This is a genomic window from Pseudomonas helleri, from assembly GCF_009600315.1.
GTDB lineage: Bacteria > Pseudomonadota > Gammaproteobacteria > Pseudomonadales > Pseudomonadaceae > Aquipseudomonas > Aquipseudomonas helleri_A.
Window position 1 is genome coordinate 19,206 of the sequence record NZ_WIWC01000012.1, and the last position, 17,877, is coordinate 37,082.

Sequence of the window (17,877 nt, forward strand, 5' to 3'; positions counted from 1 at the left end):
GTCAGGCTGCTCCCAAAATCAGACCGCTGGTGGGTACGCCCGTACCGGCCGTGACCAGTACGTTTTCAACACTGTCCACTTGATTGACAGCACTGCCACGCACTTGCCGTACCGCTTCCGCCACGCCGTTCATGCCGTGGATATAGGCCTCGCCCAACTGCCCGCCGTGGGTGTTGATCGGGAATTTGCCGCCACGGGCATGGTGCCCCGCGCGAATAAATTCCTTGGCTTCGCCCCGCTCGCACAAGCCGAACTCTTCCAGCTGAGGCAATACAAACGGGGTGAAATGGTCGTAAATCACCGCTGTCTGCAAGGCCTCTGGGCCAAGGCCTGACTGGCGATACAACTCTTTGGCCACCACGCCCATCTCCGGCAACCCGGTGATGTCATCGCGGTAGAACGAGGTCATGATTTGCTGGCCAGAGGTAATCCCCTGAGAACCGGCCTTGATCATCACCGGCTTTTGGCGCAAGTCTTTGGCGCGCTCGGCCGAGGTAATCACCATCGCCACTGCGCCATCCGATTCCTGGCAGCAGTCCAGCAAGTGCAGCGGCTCACAGATCCAGCGTGACGCCTGATGTTCTTCCAGCGTGATTGGCTTGCCATAAAAAAACGCCGCCGGGTTGGTCGCGGCAAAATCACGGACGGCCACGGCCACGCGGCCAAAATCTTCTGAGGTCGCGCCATAGGTGTGCATGTAACGCTGGGCAAACATACCGACCCACGACGCGGGTGTATGCAAGCCGTGGGGCATGTACCAGCCATAGTTGACGTTTTCAAAAATCGGCGTGGACGCAAAACCGTAACTGCCGCTGCCGAAGCGATACCACGAACGCTCGTTCATGGCGCGATACACCACCACCACCTTGGCCACACCGGTGGCGACGGCCATCGCGGCATGCATGATCGGCGCACAGGCGGCTCCACCGCCGTGGGGCACCTGGGAGAAGAACTTGACGTCTTTGCAACCCAGCAGGCGGGCAATTTCGTATTCCGGAACCTTGTCCACGGAGTACGAGCTGAACCCTTCCACTTCACTGGGATCAATACCGGCGTCTTTAAGCGCAGCCAATGTGGCTTCCATGGCCAGACGCAGCTCGGTGCGGCCAGAGTTCTTGGAAAATTCAGTGGCGCCCAAACCGACAATGGCTGCGCTACCGGAAAGTGACGATTGCGTCATGAGTGCTGTCTCCCGCTATCAAGGCAGAACCAGCGCGACCGTACCGGTCACGTGGTTGCCCATGGAATTTTTGCCGCTGAGGGTGATTTCCACCGTGCGGGTGGCGGCATCCTGGCCCGTTACGGCGCCGTTGAAGGTCATGCAATCGCCGGGGTAATTGGGTGCGCCAAGCTTGATTTTCAGCGACGCAAAACGCGCTGCCGGGCCGGCCCACTCTTCGACATAGCGTTGCACCAGACCGTTGGTGGTCAGGATGTTCATAAAGATATGCGGTGACCCCAGCGCTTGCGCGGCGTGGAGGTCATGGTGGCCGGGGAAATAGTCGCGGGTCGCAATCGCGCCGCCCGTGACCAGCCCCACGGTAATCGGGATCGCCAGAGGCGGCAGTGCTTCGCCGGGGCGCACGTCATCAAAGCGCTTGGTGTTCTTCAAGGTCATATTTCCATCCCAGCTTGTCGTTATGGCTCAGCCAATCGCCGAGGCGTTCAAGGCTTGCTGCCGATCCGCCCAGGGCACTGCCCAGCGCGCGGCTCCAGTAGAGAAAACGGTGCATCGGGTAGGTCAGGTCGACGCCGATACCGCCATGTACGTGCTGAGCGTTATGCCCGATCAGATGGCCCGCTTCACAGGCCTGCCAAGCGGTGGCCAGCGCTTCGCTCGGCGCAGGCAAACCGGCGTCAAGGCGGTAGCACAATTGCCACAGGCAACTGCGCAACGCTTCGAGAGCGATATGGGCGTTGGCCATGCTCATTTGCACCGCTTGAAAACTGCCTATGCTGCGGTCGAACTGGCGGCGGTCGGTGACGTACGCCACCGTGCGGCTGATTTGTTCGGCGCTGACGCCCAACTGCAAGGCCGCCAATGCTGCCGTGCTGCGCGGCTCCAGCCAGTCCAGAGCGGCCACCGGGAGCAATTGCTGCGCGGTGATGGACAGCCCGTCAATCTGCAAATCGGCGATCGCTTCGCCGTGGGTCATACGCCCCGGCACATGGGTGATTCCCTGTGCAGCCAGTTCAACAAACGCCAGACGCGGCTGGCCTTCAACGCTGACCAACAGCACAGCAGCCTGAGACTGTTCAGCCAGCGCCAAAGCGCTAACCCGGCCACTCAGGCGCCATCCGCCTGCCACCGGCTGCGCGTGCAGCGTCATCCCGTGTGCCGTGTTCAGCCCGCTCAGGTCCAGGGTCAGCAAGGTACGTCCCGCCGCCGCCTCAACCGCCCAGGCGTGCAGGGCCGAGTCCGCGAACTGGGCCAAGGTTGCGGCTGCCAATTGATGGCGCCACAACGGCACTTGCCCCAGTGCTCGCCCTTGCGCCTCCAGAACGCACATCAACTCGGTCATTCCAAGCCCGCTGCCGCCCTGATTTTCCGGGATGGCCAAGGCCTGCAAACCGGTCTCTACGCACAGTTGCCACAACGGCTCCATATAGGCGTCATCGCGGGCATCGAACTGGCGCAAGCGGTCATCGGTGCAATAGTCGGCAAACACGCTTTGCGCCATTTCGGCAATCGCGCGCTGATCTTCGGTCAATTCAAAATCCATGCTAAGCCCCCTGCCCGGCGACCGGCCGGAACATCGGCAAGGTCATTTCACCGTCGAAGGTCTGGAACTCCAGTTGCAAGGCCTGGCCGATACGCAGGTCCTCACGGGTTACACCCGCCAGCCCCGCCACCAGACGCACACCCTCCTCAAGTTCGATCAAACCAATGGGGTTGGGATGATCGAACGGCGCGACTTCGGGGTAATGCATGATCACAAAGGAATACAGGCTGGCGCGGCCACTGGCCTCAACGCTGTCCCAATCAAAGGAGTGACACTCGATACACACCGGCGCAGGAGGATGGCGCAGGGTCTGGCATTGGGTGCAGCGCTGAATCAGCAACTTGCCCGCATCGCACCCTTCCCAGAAAAACCGTGTGTCATCGCTCATGCCCGGTTTAGGACGCTTGATCACCGGCGCGGGCTCAGCCTTGGCTGGCTCGGCCTTGACACTGTGATCCGTGGCCGGGCGGAACTTGAAGACGCGAAACAACAACTCGCCCACCGCCTCGTCGCCGCTTTTGTGCTCGACGAAATAACTCATCACCAAGGTGACAAAAAAACCGGTGCCCAGCCCCGTGGTTTTCTCGTCGCCCACGGCGTCCAGACGCGTCGTGTAATAGAGCTTTTCGCCCGGACGCAGGTTGCGGTTGAAGGTCAGCTCGGAGTTGACCGCCACCACGGACGGATAGCCGTAGCCCTCGATCAGCTTGAGCACTTCATACGGGTTTTCGGTGGTCGAGCCCGGCGGGTAATTGTTGGCATGCAAGCCTTCCATGCACCACACCTGCAACATCGCCGCGGGTGCCACCAGTCCATCCTGCTCACTGTTGGCAGCCGTGGTCGGGTCGGTGTACAGCGGGTTGTCGACGCCCATGATCTCGCACCATTGGCGAATCATCGGGGCGTTGACCTCGTCCCAGGCGTAGACGCGACCATAGTCACGCCCCACCAGGGCGCGCACGTCGGTTAGCAATTGAGAATCAGCCACGTTCGTCTCCTGCGTGTAGAGAACGGCAACCCACTGGTCGCCGCTAAAGGTCGATCAGTGCGCTGCGCTCTGCGCGGCACCCAGAAAAGCTGGACGTTCACCGCCGCCGTGCAACAACAGATTGCAGCCACTGGCATAACCGGCCAGGGGCGAAGCGATAAACAGGCAGGCGTTGCCAATGTCTTCGGGCACGGCCATGCGCCCGGCGGGAATCCCGGCACTGACCGCAGCAATGCCGTGTTCATCGCCGTAGTGCAGGTGCGATTGCTCAGTGCGAACCAGTCCCGGACTGACCGCGACCACCCGCACCTTGGGCGCCCATTCCACCGCCAGCGACTGCACAAGGGCCAGCACACCGGCCTTGGCTGCGCCATACGCTGCGGTGCCGGGCGATGCGCGCAAGGCGCTGATACTGCCGATAAACACAATGCAACCGCCGCTGGCCTGTTGTTGCATCAAGGCGTTGGCCTGCTGCGCGACATTCAGGGGGGCGATCAGATTGAGACGGATAATGCCTTCATGAAAGCGCGGCGAAGCACTGGCGGCCTCGGCCGCCGGGCTGCCACCGGCGTTGTTGATGACCACATCGAGGCGGCCGAAATCGGCGCGAATACCGTCAAACAACGCCTTGAGCGAATCCACATCGCGCACGTCACAAGCCATGAAAATGGCCTGCGCGGTGCCGCCCCGAGGCAACACCTCGGGTGCTGTCCTGCCGCACACAATCACCTGCGCGCCGGCCTGGAGAAAACTGCTGGCGATCCCGGCCCCGATGCCTTTAGTACCGCCGGTGACCAGCACCACCTTACCGCTGTAGTCCAGCCCTGAGAGTTGGCCCATGACACGCTCCTCTTCTACTGATAGAGCCACTCTAGGGGCTACGTTGAGGGTGCTCGTCGTCTGAACGGACGATGAAGCGCGCCCGCGTGAAGGCAACACTCCCCTGCAGGCTGTTTTGACAGCGCCCTGCTCAATGAGGAACCCCATGTCTGACCCAACTGCTGCGCCGGTATTGCTGGAATTTCCGGCCCAGGGCGTGGCCCTGCTGCGCCTCAATCGTCCGCACGCCACCAATGCCCTGAGCCTTGAACTGCAAGCCTTGCTCTCGCGTTACTTCACAGAACTGGCCGAAAACCCCGAAGTGCGCTGCATCCTGCTGACCGGAGGGGACAGCGTGTTTGCCGCGGGCGGCGACATCAACAGCATGGCCGGCGTGGGGCCGATCGATATTTACCAACGCCATACCGAACGGGTCTGGGCGCCGATCCAGCACTGCCCCAAGCCGGTGATTGCGGCGGTCTGTGGTTATGCCTACGGCGGCGGCTGCGAATTGGCCATGCTGGCGGACATTATCGTGGCGGGTACCAGCGCCAAATTTTGCCAGCCAGAAATCCGCATCGGCATCATGCCCGGCATTGGCGGCACCCAACGTTTAGTGAGGGCAGTGGGCAAAGCGAAAGCCATGCGCATGGCCTTGACCGGGCAACCGATTACCGCTGAAGAGGCCTGGATTTCCGGGTTGGTCAGCGACGTGGTCGAAGATGCCCAGGTACAGGCCCATGCGTTGAAATTGGCAACATTGATCGCCGCCATGCCGCCCTTGGCCGCCGAACAGATCAAGGAAGTGATATTGGCTGGCGTCGATGCCCCGCTGGAGACTGGCCTGGCTCTGGAACGCAAAGCCAATGCGCTGTTGTTTGCCTCGCGGGATCAGAAGGAAGGAATGCAGGCGTTTATAGAAAAGCGTACGCCGCGATTTGAAGGTCACTGAGTCGCCTTATACTTCCGGCCGAGATTACCGTTGGATAACGACGGTATGCCGCCGCTGTGAAAACAAGTGCATACCCCTCAATACACTTTAAATAAACAACTTACTCATTCAATCAATAAGAAAAGTCTGAAGTTTAAAAAATACTAATCTAAATCGAAGTTGCACTTCGCGACCCTCTCGCTTCAATCAATAGGAAAATTCTGAACTTTTAAAAATAAATACCTGTAGGACACTTCCCAAATTTGGGCTTGGCGCTGGTTTTATATTTCAGAGCAAGCCACTATCTCCGACATTAAAAAGCGATATTCACAAACAACAACGCCTGCCTTCTATAACGCAGTGCGCCTCGTGTGTTTGTTAGGCTCTGTACGAAATGTATCTGCGCTCGGTTATGCGGCGTTGAAAACAGGCCCGGAATGCTCATTAACAACACGTTAAGTCGTGCGCGACCCCGACCGTTCCTCGCCTGTTTTCGCCTTGCCTAACCTTCGCTCGAAAACATTTCGTACAGACCCTAATTGCTTTAACACCCATTTATCGCCCAATCCGCCGTGCCATGGCTTTAGTTTATGCCCTGTACGTCGCCTAAGAGTCTTGAATGAACCTGCCTGTTTTTTTCGACCACAGTCGCCACTCAATCGATGTGCATGGGCTTGCCACCCGGCTGGATGTACTGACCTTTGAGGGCGAAGAGTGCCTGAGCCAACCCTTCACCTACCGCGTGGAGTTCACCAGCACCGACGGCGATATTGCGGTCGATCAGATGCTGGGACGCGACGCGCGTTTTTGCCTGCATGGCCCACCGCCTGGCCCGGCGCTACCGGGGTTCAGCAAGCCAGAAGTCAATGCGCTGCGCACCCTGTACGGTGTGGTTACGGCCTTCAAACGACTGTCTGCCTCCCTTGACGAAGCCCGCTACGAACTCACCCTTGAGCCGCGATTGGCCCTGCTCGGCCGTGGCAAACAGTTTCGGATCTACCAGCATCAATCGGTGCCGGAGATTGTCGAGAGCATTCTGCGCAGCCGTCACGACTTCAGAGGCCAGGATTTTCTATTTGATCTGAAGCGCGAATACCCCAGGCGCGAACAGGTCATGCAGTACGACGAGAGCGACCTGGCGTTTATCGCCCGCCTGCTGGCCGAGGTGGGCATCTGGTACCGCTTCACCAGCGATGATCGGCTGCGCATCGACGTGGTGGAGTTTCACGACGATCAGCGCAACTACCAGTTCAATGTTGAACTGCCGTACTACCCACAATCCGGGCTGAGCAGCAGCGGGGAAGACGGCGTCTGGCACCTTCAATCGAGCCATCAGGTGGTGGAAAAAAACATCAACATCCGCGCCTACCACCACCGTGACGCCAGGGCCTGGCTCGATGGCGAGGTTGACCAGACCCGCGGCGCCAAAGGCACCTACGGCGAGGCTTACCACTACGCCGAACCCTACACCGTGCGGGGCGATACGCTGGCACAGGACGAAGACCTGCAAAGCGAAAGCGGCTATTTCTACGCCCGTTTGCGTCACGAGCGCTACCTGAATGGCCAGACCCAACTCAGCGGCATCAGCAGCAGCGCGACGCTGGCCCCCGCTCAAGTCCTGAAAATCACAGGCGGCGCGCCGCAGGCCTTTGCGCCGAGGGCGGTGATCACCCGCATCATCACCCGCGCGGCCCGTGATAGCAGCCTTGTCGTCACCTTCGAGGCCATTCCCTATGCAGAAACCGTGTGCTTTCGTCCACCACTGCTGGCCAAACCGCAAATCGCCGGCACCGTCCCGGCCCGCGTCACCAGCCCGGATGCCAACTATCTCTACGCCGACTTAGACGAGGAAGGCCGCTATCGGGTGAGCTTCCTGTTCGACCGCGACACCTGGAAGCCGGGCCAGGAAAGCATGTGGCTGCGTTTGGCGCGGCCTTACGCCGGTGACACCCACGGCCTGCACTTGCCGCTGGTCCAAGGCACCGAAGTGGCAGTGGCGTTCGAGCAAGGCGACCCGGATCGCCCCTACATCGCCCATGCCCTGCACGACAGTGAGCACCCGGACCACGTGACCATGCGCAACGAGCGGCGCAACGTGCTGCGCACCCCGACCAACAACAAACTGCGCATGGACGATACCCGCGGCCAGGAACACATCAAGCTCAGCACTGAACACAGTGGCAAGAGCCAGCTCAACCTTGGGCATCTGGTCGACGGCAAGCGCCAACCTCGGGGTCAGGGCGCGGAGCTGCGTACTGATGGCCACGGGGCCATTCGGGCGGGCAGCGGCATGTTTATCAGTGCCGACACCCAGCCCAGGGCGCAAGGTCAAATGCTCGAAATGAGTGCCGCCACGAGCCGTTTGCAACAGGCAGGCGACCAGCTTGAGTCACTCTCTAAAGATGCGCAGACAGCCAACGCCGATCCGGCTGATGTGCAGGCACAACTCTCGCTTATGCGCGAACAACTCGACCAGCTCAAGGCATCGGTTTTATTACTGAGCGCGCCCCAAGGTATTGCACTCACCAGCGGCAACCACCTGCAACTGGCGGCGCAAAACAACCTGATGCTCAACGCCGGAGGCCAAGCCGACATCAGCGTGGTCAAGCGCCTGTTTATGGGTGTGGGCCAAGGCTTGAGCCTGTTTGTGCGCAAGCTGGGCATCAAGCTGATTGCCAACCAAGGCGCGGTGAGCATTCAGGCGCAAAACGACACCCTGCAACTGATGGCCCGCCATGGTCTGGAGATCACCAGCACCGAAAACGAAATCCACATCACCGCCAAAAAGAAAATCATCCTCAATGCTGGCGGCAGCTACATCACCCTCGACCCGAACGGTATCGAGTCGGGGACGCTGGGGGACTACGGCGTCAAGTCGGGGCATTTCGATTACAGCGGCCCGGCCAGTATGTCGGCGGCTCACCCGGATTATCCGCAAAGCCAATCCAAAGAAACACTTCGGCTCAACGTGTTACAAGCGCCGAATGCCCCGGCTGGCGGCTGGGCGGGCATGCCTTACACACTTTATGCAGACGGCCTGGCGCTTAAAAAAGGCGTGCTGGATAACACGGGCTATCTGTTGATTGAGCATCAAGTCATCACCCGTCAATACCAGTTGGCAATGGCTAATGGCGTGAATTATCAAATACCGATACCCACTGATTACCGCAATGCCGAACACGGGCCATTGGCCAATCGTGGACTGCATAACCACACCTCGAACAGCCACGATGAGATTAGCCAGCCCTCCTCTCACAAGGAGCACCGCACCCTGTACGCAGCTGCGATTGATAAGAACCAGACGCCAGGTGAAGCCCAATGACCTACCCCGACATCGTGACCCCGGTCGCCCTGCAACGCACCAACGAGGCCACGTGCACCTTGCCCTGGTATGTGCAGAACAGTGAATACCCCCCGGCCCTGGCCACGTATCAGCCTCTGGTCAACGGCGAAGAAACCTTCAAGGCTGTGCATCTGGCCATCGAGAAAGCCACCAAAACCGTCGACATCATCTGCTGGGGGTTTCAGCCCTCGATGTACTTTATTCGGGATGGCAAAAACCAGGTGTGCATCGGTGACTTGCTCAGGGCCAAAGCCCGTGAAGGCGTGCGAGTGCGTGTGCTGGGGTGGGAGATGCCGTTAAATCTGGCCGGTTTTGCTGGCGAGGCCAACCTGCCTGGCAAGGGCAACGTAAGGCTCAAGGACCGCGAACTGCAGCACTCCACGCCAAAGCAATACGCCCTTGACCGGGAATGGTTTGCCGAATGTGCCGTCGCCGACGACAAGGCCCTGTTGCAGGCCACACACAACCTGCCAGTGTTTGTCAGCCGGGGGTTCAGTTGGGCTGAAAGGGCCGAGATTGCCAAGCAGGTGAAATCCAACAGCCTCGACCCGTTGATCAGTACCCGGATGCATCAAACCTTGAAGTTGAGCGCAACCCATCACCAAAAAAGCGTGCTCGTCGATTACGAATGTGTAGACACCGCCGTGGGTTTTGTCATGGGCCACAACATGCTCGACGAGTATTGGGACAGCGATGCCCATTCAGCGTTGAACCGCAAGGAAGGCAGCAAACCCGCGCCCAATGCCGGCCCTCGGGGTGATACACCGCGTCAGGATATTTCCAGTCAGATCAGCGGACCGATTCTGGAACACCTGCACCATAACTTTGCCTCGGCCTGGCTCAAGGAAACCGGTGAAGACCTGCTTCACACCCGTCAGGCCAAGGTGATCGGCCCACAACTGCAATGCACGCCTGGGGCCAACGTACAGCTGGCCCAACTTTTACGCACACAGGCTCAGAAAGGCATTCGCGATATTGAAAAGCTTTACCTGAAAGCAGTGAACAACGCCACGCAGTTTATCTACATCGAAAACCAGTACTTTCGTTGGCCGCCGCTGGCTGAAGCCATCAAAAAAGCAGCGGCCAGCCAGACCCGAGCCGGGCGTGATCCGGGCCTGCATGGCGCTTTGCATTTGTTTGTCATAACCAATGCCACCAACGACGGCATCGGCGCCGGCACGGTGAATACCCAGCGGATGCTCGAAAGTCTTGGGCGCGCCGAGACCATTCCCGAAGTGACCAAACTGCAACGCGTTGAAGCACTCAGAGCCGCAGCCAAGTCTCAATCCGACCCGCGCGACCGCACCGCGCAGATTGCGCTCGAGCAGGAAATAGAGGCCGTCATGAAGAGCACCCTCACCGCTCAGCACTATCCAGGCCTGAAAATTCACATCTGCTCGCTGGTTGCGCCCGACTCACTCCCAGGGCAAGCGTGGATGCCGGTGTACATCCATTCCAAGTTAATGATCGTCAACGACGTGTTCACTACTCACGGCTCGGCCAATATCAACACCCGCAGCATGCAGGTGGACAGTGAGCTGAATATTGCTCATGAGTGGGCGAGTGTGACCCAGGGGCTGCGGCGAAGGTTGTGGGAGCAACATACGGGTGGGATGGGGGCGCAGGATGATCCGGCGGTGGCGTTTGATAAGTGGCGGGAAATCATCAATGAAAATCAAAGCCTTCGAGAGGATAAGAAAAATCCTTATGCACCACTTGTGGAATTTTATTATGGCGATGCCACCTTGAGTGATTATGACTGATGCACCGCCTTTTTTTGCTGACCTGCCTATTGCTGGCGGCCTGCGACAGTCGCAGTGCCTTTACCTACACGAAGAAGGCCCCTCCTGTGAATCCGCTCACCGAAATCAAGGCCAAGCTGGCCTTTACCTGCGTACATGAAACTATTCCTGCGCCTTCGGCCGACACCGACTTAGTTTTTCAATACGCCCGCTGGTTGCAAAAAAACAACCTGATCAAGCAGGACAAAACAGTAGATTCCGAGATTGAGCGTCTTTACCGCATTGCATCCGAAAACGGTCATTTCAAGGCCAATATTAATTTGCAAAACGGCACCATGCGGGGGGAGTTCAATCTACGGGGCGATGAACACCTGCGTCTGAGTCAGCAGTTGATCGACGCCAATGTGGCTACGGGTTACTACTTTATTGGCATCTTCCTGAAAAACGGCTCGGCTGGTTTAAAGCAGGATCCAGAGATGGCGCTGCGCTACTTTCGTAAGGCAGCGGATATGGGCAGTGCTCAATCCCAAGGCTACGTGAGCGATAAATTGGCGCCGATAGATATCGCGCCGGACGTTGCACGAAGGATGCGCAGATGTGCGGCTGAGCAAGGTAATGGTAAAGCGGCTGTGATGCTAAGCATTAGTCTTAAAAATGAGAAAAGCTACAAAGAGGCGCTCGAGATATTACATCTAGGAGTAGCTGCGGGCACTGAAGGTGCGGCTTCTCGTTTGAACATGGGATTTCGTAACCCTCCTCCAAGTGACACACTCTCCTACCTCGGCCAACAAGAAGACCTAGAACGCGCCGACCGCTATGAAAAAATCTGGAGGGTGCTCGCAAACTATTCCTACGCTGACCCTAAAGTCCCCGAAATCAACGAAATCCTCCCCTTGCCTCCAGCCAAACTGCCCGCTTGGGACGGCAAGTTGCAATGGCTGGAAGCCCGGCTGGCCAATATCCCGCCGCCCAAGCCCACGCCAGAACTGATCCAGCAATTGGCCAAGGCCAAAACTCTGGACCCGGCCACCGGCAAACCAATGCCGGGCTCGCCCGGCTTTAGCCAGGCCCATTTGTCTGCCCCCTTCTGCTATAGCGGGCAGCCTTGCCCACAAAGCGGTTACTGGAAAGTCGGCAGGTTGCGTGGTCGTGGAGTCGTCACACCCAGCGTCGTTAGTCATTTCGAGCAAGGCGATGTATTTCCTTTGCAGACAGTCCAGCGCTACTACCCACGGTTTTGGCCCCTGTCACCCAAGTGGACGCAGCAAGAAGAAGCTGTGTGCTGGTGGTTGGTGTGATGAGACCAAAGCACCTTGCAACCGTGCTGGCAAGTCTGCTGCTGATCGCCTGCAATAGGAGCGATAAAACCCCATTGAAACCGCTTGACGATATCAAGGCGGACTTGGCCTTTACCTGCGTTCACGAAGCTATTCCTGCGCCTTCGACTGACACTGATGTGCTGTTTAAGTACGCCCGCTGGCTGCAAAAAAACAATCAGCTCAAGCAGGACAAAAGCGTTGATGTCGAGATCGAGCGTCTGTACCGCATTGCTGCCGAGAATGGTCATTACAAGGCCAACATCAACCTGCAGAACGGTGCCATGCGCGGACATTTCCAGTTTCGAGGTGACGAGTATCTACGTTTGAGTGAGCGACTGATCAGCGAGGGGGTGGCGACGGGATATTACTTTGTCGGGATCTTCCTGCAACAGGGATCCGCCGGGCTCAAGCAAGATCCGGAAATGGCCCTGCGTTATTTCCGCAAGGCTGCAGATAGCGGCAATGCACAAGCTCAGGGGTATGTGGGCGAAAAACTGGCACCGAGCGACATGTCCCCCGACATCGCCCGACAAATGCGCCGTTGCGCAGCAGAGCAAGGCAATGGCGAAGCGGCGTTGACATTAGGGATAAATCTTCAGGGCAAAGGCCGATATCAGGAAGCGTTAGAAGCCTTACAACTTGGCGTTGCTGCGGGCGACAGCACTTCTGCTTATAAGTTAGGAAAGGTCTTTCGTAATCCTCCCCCGACCGATGAACTTAATTACCTCGGCCAACAGGAAGACCAGGAACGTGTCGAGCGCTATATGAAAATAAGCAAAGTGCTAGGCAACTATTCCTACGCAAGCCCCAATGTCCCCGAAATCAACGAAATCCTCCCCTTGCCTCCAGCCAAACTGCCCGCTTGGGACGGCAAGTTGCAATGGCTGGAAGCCCGGCTGGCCAATATCCCGCCGCCCAAGCCCACGCCAGAACTGATCCAGCAATTGGCCAAGGCCAAAACTCTGGACCCGGCCACCGGCAAACCCATGCCGGGCTCGCCCGGCTTTAGCCAGGCCCATTTGTCTGCCCCCTTCTGCTATAGCGGGCAACCTTGCCCACAAAGCGGTTACTGGAAAGTCGGCAGGTTGCGTGGTCGTGGAGTCGTCACACCCAGCGTCGTTAGTCATTTCGAGCAAGGCGATGTATTTCCTTTGCAGACAGTCCAGCGCTACTACCCACGGTTTTGGCCCCTGTCACCCAAGTGGACGCAGCAAGAAGAAGCTGTGTGCTGGTGGTTGGTGTGATGAGACCAAAGCACCTTGCAACCGTGCTGGCAAGTCTGCTGCTGATCGCCTGCAATAGGAGCGATAAAACCCCATTGAAACCGCTTGACGATATCAAGGCGGACTTGGCCTTTACCTGCGTTCACGAAGTTATTCCTGCGCCTTCGACTGACACTGATGTGCTGTTTAAGTACGCCCGCTGGCTGCAAAAAAACAATCAGCTCAAGCAGGACAAAAGCGTTGATGTCGAGATTGAGCGGCTGTACCGCATTGCTGCCGAAAATGGTCATTACAAGGCCAACATCAACCTGCAGAACGGTGCCATGCGCGGACATTTCCAGCTTCGAGGTGACGAGTATCTACGTTTGAGTGAGCGACTGATCAGCGAGGGGGTGGCGACGGGATATTACTTTGTTGGAATCTTCCTGCAACAGGGTTCTGCGGGGCTGAAACAAGATCCGGAAATGGCCCTGCGTTACTTCCGCAAGGCTGCCGATAGCGGCAATGCACAAGCCCAGGCGTATGTGGGCGAGAAAATGGCGCCAATCAGAATTGCTCCTACGGTTGCCCGAATGATGCGCCAGTGCGCGGCTGAGCAAGGCAATGGAGAGGCTGCCCGTGCATTAGGGGTTGATCTGTCGATAGATGGGCATTATCCAGAAGCGCTCGAAGCACTTCAATTGGGAGTAGCAGCGGGTGATAGCACCTCTGCTTATAAGTTAGGAAAAGTCTTTCGTAATCACCCCTCATTCGATGAACTTGACTCTCTCGGCCAACAGGAAGACCTGGAGCGTGTCGAGCGCTATATGAAAATAAGCAAAGTGCTAGGCAACTATTCCTACGCCGACCCTAAAGTCCCCGAAGTCAACGAAATCCTCCCGCTGCCTCCGGCCAAACTCCCCGCCTGGGACGGCAAGTTGCAATGGCTGGAAGCCCGGCTGGCCAATATCCCGCCGCCCAAGCCCACGCCAGAACTGATCCAGCAATTGGCCAAGGCTAAAACTCTGGACCCGGCCACCGGCAAACCCATGCCGGGCTCACCCTCGTTCAGCGAAAACCAATTTCTGGAGCCGACGTGCAGCAGCGGCCAAGCCTGCCCGCAGAAGCAACTACAACCCAATGGAGCAACATCATGAGCAAATCTAAAAATGACGATGTGACGATCACGTTTGATACAGCCCCGCCAACGCCTGGAGTAGAGGGTGAAACCATTGTTCAGTACGACGAACAAGGCATGTTTAAAGAAGCTCATTCATATGGCAACTTCGTGGAAAAAATTGAGGGCGGTGTGAGGGTCACTCGCCCTGACGGGGTAACGATAAGCATGGTTAACGGTGATACCACCATCGAACACCTTATGCCCAAATCGGTCGGTATCAAGGACATATCCGAAATCGAGTCATTGACAGTGCGAACAGTGGATCAGACACGGATTTATCGCATGGACTTTCTTGAGGGTGGCTATATCGAGGTCGCGTATTCACAAGATGGCCAAGTGACGGGATTCACAGGTCGGAACATTAAGCAGTCACTCAGCCAAGACAACGAACTTATGGTTAGCCGATACCATCCTCCCGCAGACTGAAATAATGGCACGCCCATCAGTGGCCTCTGACTAAACACTCTTTACAGTCAATGAATATCAGGAAACATCATGCGTATTTTGAAACGATGGAAAGCTCGCCTCATCCGCCCATGGTTGAGCGCGGTGGGTCTGAGCCTAATGATCATGCTGCCCTCTGTACAGGCTCAAACCACAGCGCAGGCCGCTCAAGAGATTCAGGGCTTGCTGGATTTTGTCGAACACAGTGAGTGTCGGTTTGTGCGCAACGGCAAAGAATACCCCGGTGCACAGGCGAGTGCCCATTTGGGTAAAAAGCTGGCTTATCTCGAAGGTAAGAACCGGGTGAGCAGTGCAGAAGACTTCATTGCTCTAGGGGCCACTAAAAGCAGCATGACGGGCACCGCCTATGAAGTTCGATGCCCAACAGGCGTACAACCGGCGGGCATTTGGCTCAACACAGAGCTAAACAGGCAGCGACAGCTCGGACAGTAAGTTGTGACACGGCAGAAACGGCCCGTGGGAGTCGCCAGCATCCAGCGTTTCATCGGCCTGTTCGCAAGGCGGCTACCCACAGGTTTTTACCGCTGTTTAACGGCCATTCAAGGCAAAACAACTAGCCCGTAAACTCCGCCCTTAACTCATTCTTCGCCACTTTATTCGACGCATTGACCGGCAAGGCCTCATAAAACCGTACAGCCCTCGGCACTTTGTAGTTGGCCATGTGCTCGCGTGCCCACTGAATCAAGCCAGCCTCATCCAGCGTTTGCTGATGACGCAAGACCACACAAGCACAGCCCACCTCCCCCATGCGTTCATCGGGCACGCCAATCACCGCCACCTGGGCAATCGCCGGGTGCTCAATCAATCCCGCTTCAATTTCTGCGGGGTAACAGTTGAATCCACCGACGATAAACATGTCTTTCAAGCGATCGGTGATCCGCAAATTCCCCGCCGTGTCCAGCACGCCTATGTCACCCGTGTGCAACCAGCCTTCGGCGTCAATGGTTTCAGCTGTCGCTTTGGGGTCTTCAAAGTAACCCTGCATGACATGAAAACCGCGCAGGCAAATTTCCCCCGTTGAGCCTGCCGGCAATGCGTGGTTCTGCGGGTCGCGGATGCTCACTTCAGTGCCGGGGATCGCCCGCCCGCTGGTGCCCGCGATCACGTCGCTGGCGGCGTCAGGGTCGCAAATGGTGGCCAGCCCCCCGCATTCGGTCAACCCATAGGCTGTGGTCACTACCGCAAAACCCAGTTCGCGACGCATGCGTTCAATCAGGATCGGCGGGATGGTGGCCGCGCCCGTGACGGCAATGCGCAGGCTCGACAGGTCGGTCTCGGCCAGTTTGGGATGGGCCAGCATGGACAGGTATAAGGTGGGCGGCCCCGGCAGTACGTTGATTTTTTCAGCCGCAATGCGCTGAAACACCGCTTCAGCATCGAAGACCGGGTGCGGCAGGATGGTTGCCCCGGCCAGCAGGCAGGTCAGCCACCCCGCTTTGTAGCCAAACGCATGGAAGAACGGGTTGATCACCAAGTAGCGGTCGCCCGCCACCAGGCCGATCACCTTCACGTACTCGCTGAACGCGCGAATCGTTTGCCCGTGAGCGCTCATGACGCCTTTGGGTTTGCCCGTGGTTCCGGAGGTGAACAGCAAGTCGCTCAGGTCTTGCGCGCCGACGCTGGCCGCACGGGCTTGGGCATCCTCCTCGCTGATCGCCGCGCCCAGCGCTAAAAAACCGTCCCAGGCACTGGCGTCGCCGAGTTTGATTAACTGTTCCAGCCCAACCGGTCGATGGGGCGCCAGCAATGCCAGGTAGTCGACACCGAGAAAATCCGGTTGCACGAACAACAGGCGAGTGCCACTGCGATGCAGGATGTCGGCCGCTTCGTTGCCTTTCATGCGGGTATTGATCGGCACCATCACCGCTCCGGCGCAATGGATACCCAACGCGGCGATGATCCAGTCGCGGCCGTTGGGGGCCCAGATCGCCACGCGATCACCTTTGCGAATGCCCAGTGCCATCAGGCTGCGGGTGACGCCCAGCGCCAGGTGCGGCAACTCGCGGTAGTCGGTGCACAGGCCATTTTCTTCGATGGCGGTACGCCCTGCATGGTCGCGGGCGGCCAACTGGAGTAACTCGGGAATGCTGTTCGGGCTGGAAGTCATCGGTCACTCGTCTGGCAGGTTATTCAGGAAAGCACACGCGCAGGTGTTCACTGTTGGGCACTGATTGACATGCCAGTACCCAGCCATCGTTGAGTTCCTGAGCGTCGAGGGCATCGTTGCGCAGCATGTTGACACTGCCGCGCTCAACGGTGCACATGCAGGTCGCGCAGGAGCCGACAAGGCAGGAACTGGGCGGGCTTAAACCCGCACGCTGCATGGCGTTCAGCAGGGTTTCACCTTCGGCACAGGGCACTTCGTATTCTTCGCCATCGAGGCGCACTGACAGCTGGCTGCCGATCACGTCGGTGTTGACCGGGGCCGGGGCCGCCACGCTGCCATCTTCGGGCAGGGAGACAAACCGCTCGACGTGAATGCGCCCGTGGTCCATGCCAATGTGCTGCAAGGCACTGACGGCAGCATCCATAAACGGCCCCGGACCACAGATATAGGCTTGGGCATGGGTAAAGGGTTTGGCCATCTGCGCCAATTGGGCCACGGCCGGAATACCCTGAACCGAGTCCAGCCAGTGAATCACTTGCAGGCGCTGCGGGTAGGCGCTGGCCAGTGCTTTGAGTTCAGCCGCAAAGATCACCGAGGCTTCATCGCGGTTGGCGTAAATCAGCAGGATATTGCCGGTGCCCGCGATCAACGCCGAACGCAGGATGGACAGCACCGGCGTGACGCCGCTGCCGCCGCCAAACAGGATGAAATCATCGGCAAAATGCCGTGGTACAAAGACCCCGGCCGGCACCAGCACGTCAAGCTGATCGCCTTCGCGCAGTTGCTGGCACAGCCAGTTGGACGCGCGGCCATCGCGCACTTGCTTGATGGTGACGCGCAAGGGTTCGTCCACCAGCGGGGTGCTCGACAGCGAGTAACAGCGTGGCAACCAACCGCCTTCGTGAGGAACGCGCAAGGTCAGAAATTGACCCGCCTTATAGGCAAATTGCTCACGCAGGGCCTCAGGCACATCGAACACCAACGACTTGCTGTCGTGGGTTTCGCTGATGATGTGCGCCACACGCAGGGAGATATAGGCCGGTGTATTCATCTTAAAT

General features: G+C 58.2%; 15 protein-coding genes. 8 read left to right on the forward strand and 7 right to left on the reverse strand.

The window, feature by feature from the left end:
• Position 1: 1 nt before the first annotated feature.
• Genes GHN86_RS09815 through GHN86_RS09835 form a run of 5 tightly spaced genes read right to left on the reverse strand, consistent with a single transcriptional unit; the run spans position 2 to position 4,551 of the window.
• Complete coding sequence (locus tag GHN86_RS09815; protein WP_122784355.1) at positions 2-1,180, reverse strand: lipid-transfer protein; 1,179 nt, start codon at positions 1,178-1,180, stop codon at positions 2-4.
• Positions 1,181-1,198: 18 nt separating this feature from the next.
• Positions 1,199-1,618: a MaoC family dehydratase gene (locus GHN86_RS09820; protein WP_153381931.1), complete on the reverse strand. Its 420-nt coding sequence runs from the start codon at positions 1,616-1,618 to the stop codon at positions 1,199-1,201.
• A complete protein-coding gene (locus tag GHN86_RS09825) occupies positions 1,590-2,723 on the reverse strand; it encodes an acyl-CoA dehydrogenase family protein (protein WP_153381933.1) in 1,134 nt (377 codons plus the stop codon). The genes GHN86_RS09820 and GHN86_RS09825 overlap by 29 nt, the downstream gene beginning before the upstream one ends.
• A gap of 1 nt (position 2,724) precedes the next feature.
• A complete protein-coding gene (locus GHN86_RS09830; RefSeq protein WP_323369511.1) occupies positions 2,725-3,711 on the reverse strand; it encodes a bifunctional MaoC family dehydratase N-terminal/OB-fold nucleic acid binding domain-containing protein in 987 nt (328 codons plus the stop codon).
• A 54-nt stretch (positions 3,712-3,765) separates the two neighbouring features.
• Entirely contained in the window at positions 3,766-4,551 is a 786-nt protein-coding gene (locus GHN86_RS09835) for an SDR family oxidoreductase (protein WP_153381935.1), read from the reverse strand.
• 145 nt (positions 4,552-4,696) lie between these two features.
• Between GHN86_RS09835 and GHN86_RS09840 the strand changes: the two genes are divergently transcribed.
• The 8 genes from GHN86_RS09840 to GHN86_RS09875 all read left to right on the forward strand — a co-directional run bounded on the left by GHN86_RS09840 (position 4,697) and on the right by GHN86_RS09875 (position 15,144).
• Positions 4,697-5,482: an enoyl-CoA hydratase gene (locus tag GHN86_RS09840; RefSeq protein WP_153381937.1), complete on the forward strand. Its 786-nt coding sequence runs from the start codon at positions 4,697-4,699 to the stop codon at positions 5,480-5,482.
• A 598-nt stretch (positions 5,483-6,080) separates the two neighbouring features.
• Entirely contained in the window at positions 6,081-8,783 is a 2,703-nt protein-coding gene (locus GHN86_RS09845; RefSeq protein ID WP_153381939.1) for a type VI secretion system Vgr family protein, read from the forward strand.
• Entirely contained in the window at positions 8,780-10,567 is a 1,788-nt protein-coding gene (locus GHN86_RS09850) for a phospholipase D-like domain-containing protein (protein ID WP_153381942.1), read from the forward strand. The genes GHN86_RS09845 and GHN86_RS09850 overlap by 4 nt, the downstream gene beginning before the upstream one ends.
• On the forward strand, positions 10,567-11,844 hold the full coding sequence (locus tag GHN86_RS09855; protein WP_153386487.1) for a DUF6396 domain-containing protein: 1,278 nt from the start codon (positions 10,567-10,569) through the stop codon (positions 11,842-11,844). Before GHN86_RS09850 ends, GHN86_RS09855 begins: the two co-directional genes overlap by 1 nt.
• The gene (locus tag GHN86_RS09860; RefSeq protein WP_153381958.1) at positions 11,844-13,109 is read left to right on the forward strand and encodes a sel1 repeat family protein; all 1,266 of its coding nucleotides are present in this window, start codon (positions 11,844-11,846) and stop codon (positions 13,107-13,109) included. The genes GHN86_RS09855 and GHN86_RS09860 overlap by 1 nt, the downstream gene beginning before the upstream one ends.
• A complete protein-coding gene (locus GHN86_RS09865; RefSeq protein ID WP_153381960.1) occupies positions 13,109-14,224 on the forward strand; it encodes a sel1 repeat family protein in 1,116 nt (371 codons plus the stop codon). The genes GHN86_RS09860 and GHN86_RS09865 overlap by 1 nt, the downstream gene beginning before the upstream one ends.
• Complete coding sequence (locus GHN86_RS09870; RefSeq protein ID WP_153381945.1) at positions 14,221-14,673, forward strand: hypothetical protein; 453 nt, start codon at positions 14,221-14,223, stop codon at positions 14,671-14,673. Before GHN86_RS09865 ends, GHN86_RS09870 begins: the two co-directional genes overlap by 4 nt.
• A gap of 69 nt (positions 14,674-14,742) precedes the next feature.
• On the forward strand, positions 14,743-15,144 hold the full coding sequence (locus tag GHN86_RS09875; RefSeq protein WP_153381947.1) for a DUF5329 domain-containing protein: 402 nt from the start codon (positions 14,743-14,745) through the stop codon (positions 15,142-15,144).
• A gap of 121 nt (positions 15,145-15,265) precedes the next feature.
• Here GHN86_RS09875 and GHN86_RS09880 read toward each other — a convergent pair whose 3' ends face one another.
• Entirely contained in the window at positions 15,266-16,819 is a 1,554-nt protein-coding gene (locus GHN86_RS09880; RefSeq protein ID WP_153381949.1) for a FadD3 family acyl-CoA ligase, read from the reverse strand.
• Between the two features lie 19 nt (positions 16,820-16,838).
• Complete coding sequence (locus tag GHN86_RS09885) at positions 16,839-17,870, reverse strand: ferredoxin--NADP reductase (RefSeq protein ID WP_153386489.1); 1,032 nt, start codon at positions 17,868-17,870, stop codon at positions 16,839-16,841.
• Positions 17,871-17,877 lie beyond the last annotated feature (7 nt).

Excerpts from the sequence above, each read along its gene's own strand:
- GHN86_RS09815 (WP_122784355.1), bottom strand. The coding sequence starts at position 1,180 with ATGACGCAATCGTCACTTTCCGGTAGCGCAGCCATTGTCGGTTTGGGC.
- GHN86_RS09820 (WP_153381931.1), bottom strand. The coding sequence starts at position 1,618 with ATGACCTTGAAGAACACCAAGCGCTTTGATGACGTGCGCCCCGGCGAA.
- GHN86_RS09825 (WP_153381933.1), bottom strand. The coding sequence starts at position 2,723 with ATGGATTTTGAATTGACCGAAGATCAGCGCGCGATTGCCGAAATGGCG.
- GHN86_RS09835 (WP_153381935.1), bottom strand. The coding sequence starts at position 4,551 with ATGGGCCAACTCTCAGGGCTGGACTACAGCGGTAAGGTGGTGCTGGTC.
- GHN86_RS09840 (WP_153381937.1), top strand. The coding sequence starts at position 4,697 with ATGTCTGACCCAACTGCTGCGCCGGTATTGCTGGAATTTCCGGCCCAG.
- GHN86_RS09845 (WP_153381939.1), top strand. The coding sequence starts at position 6,081 with ATGAACCTGCCTGTTTTTTTCGACCACAGTCGCCACTCAATCGATGTG.
- GHN86_RS09850 (WP_153381942.1), top strand. The coding sequence starts at position 8,780 with ATGACCTACCCCGACATCGTGACCCCGGTCGCCCTGCAACGCACCAAC.
- GHN86_RS09855 (WP_153386487.1), top strand. The coding sequence starts at position 10,567 with ATGCACCGCCTTTTTTTGCTGACCTGCCTATTGCTGGCGGCCTGCGAC.
- GHN86_RS09860 (WP_153381958.1), top strand. The coding sequence starts at position 11,844 with ATGAGACCAAAGCACCTTGCAACCGTGCTGGCAAGTCTGCTGCTGATC.
- GHN86_RS09865 (WP_153381960.1), top strand. The coding sequence starts at position 13,109 with ATGAGACCAAAGCACCTTGCAACCGTGCTGGCAAGTCTGCTGCTGATC.
- GHN86_RS09870 (WP_153381945.1), top strand. The coding sequence starts at position 14,221 with ATGAGCAAATCTAAAAATGACGATGTGACGATCACGTTTGATACAGCC.
- GHN86_RS09875 (WP_153381947.1), top strand. The coding sequence starts at position 14,743 with ATGCGTATTTTGAAACGATGGAAAGCTCGCCTCATCCGCCCATGGTTG.
- GHN86_RS09880 (WP_153381949.1), bottom strand. The coding sequence starts at position 16,819 with ATGACTTCCAGCCCGAACAGCATTCCCGAGTTACTCCAGTTGGCCGCC.
- GHN86_RS09885 (WP_153386489.1), bottom strand. The coding sequence starts at position 17,870 with ATGAATACACCGGCCTATATCTCCCTGCGTGTGGCGCACATCATCAGC.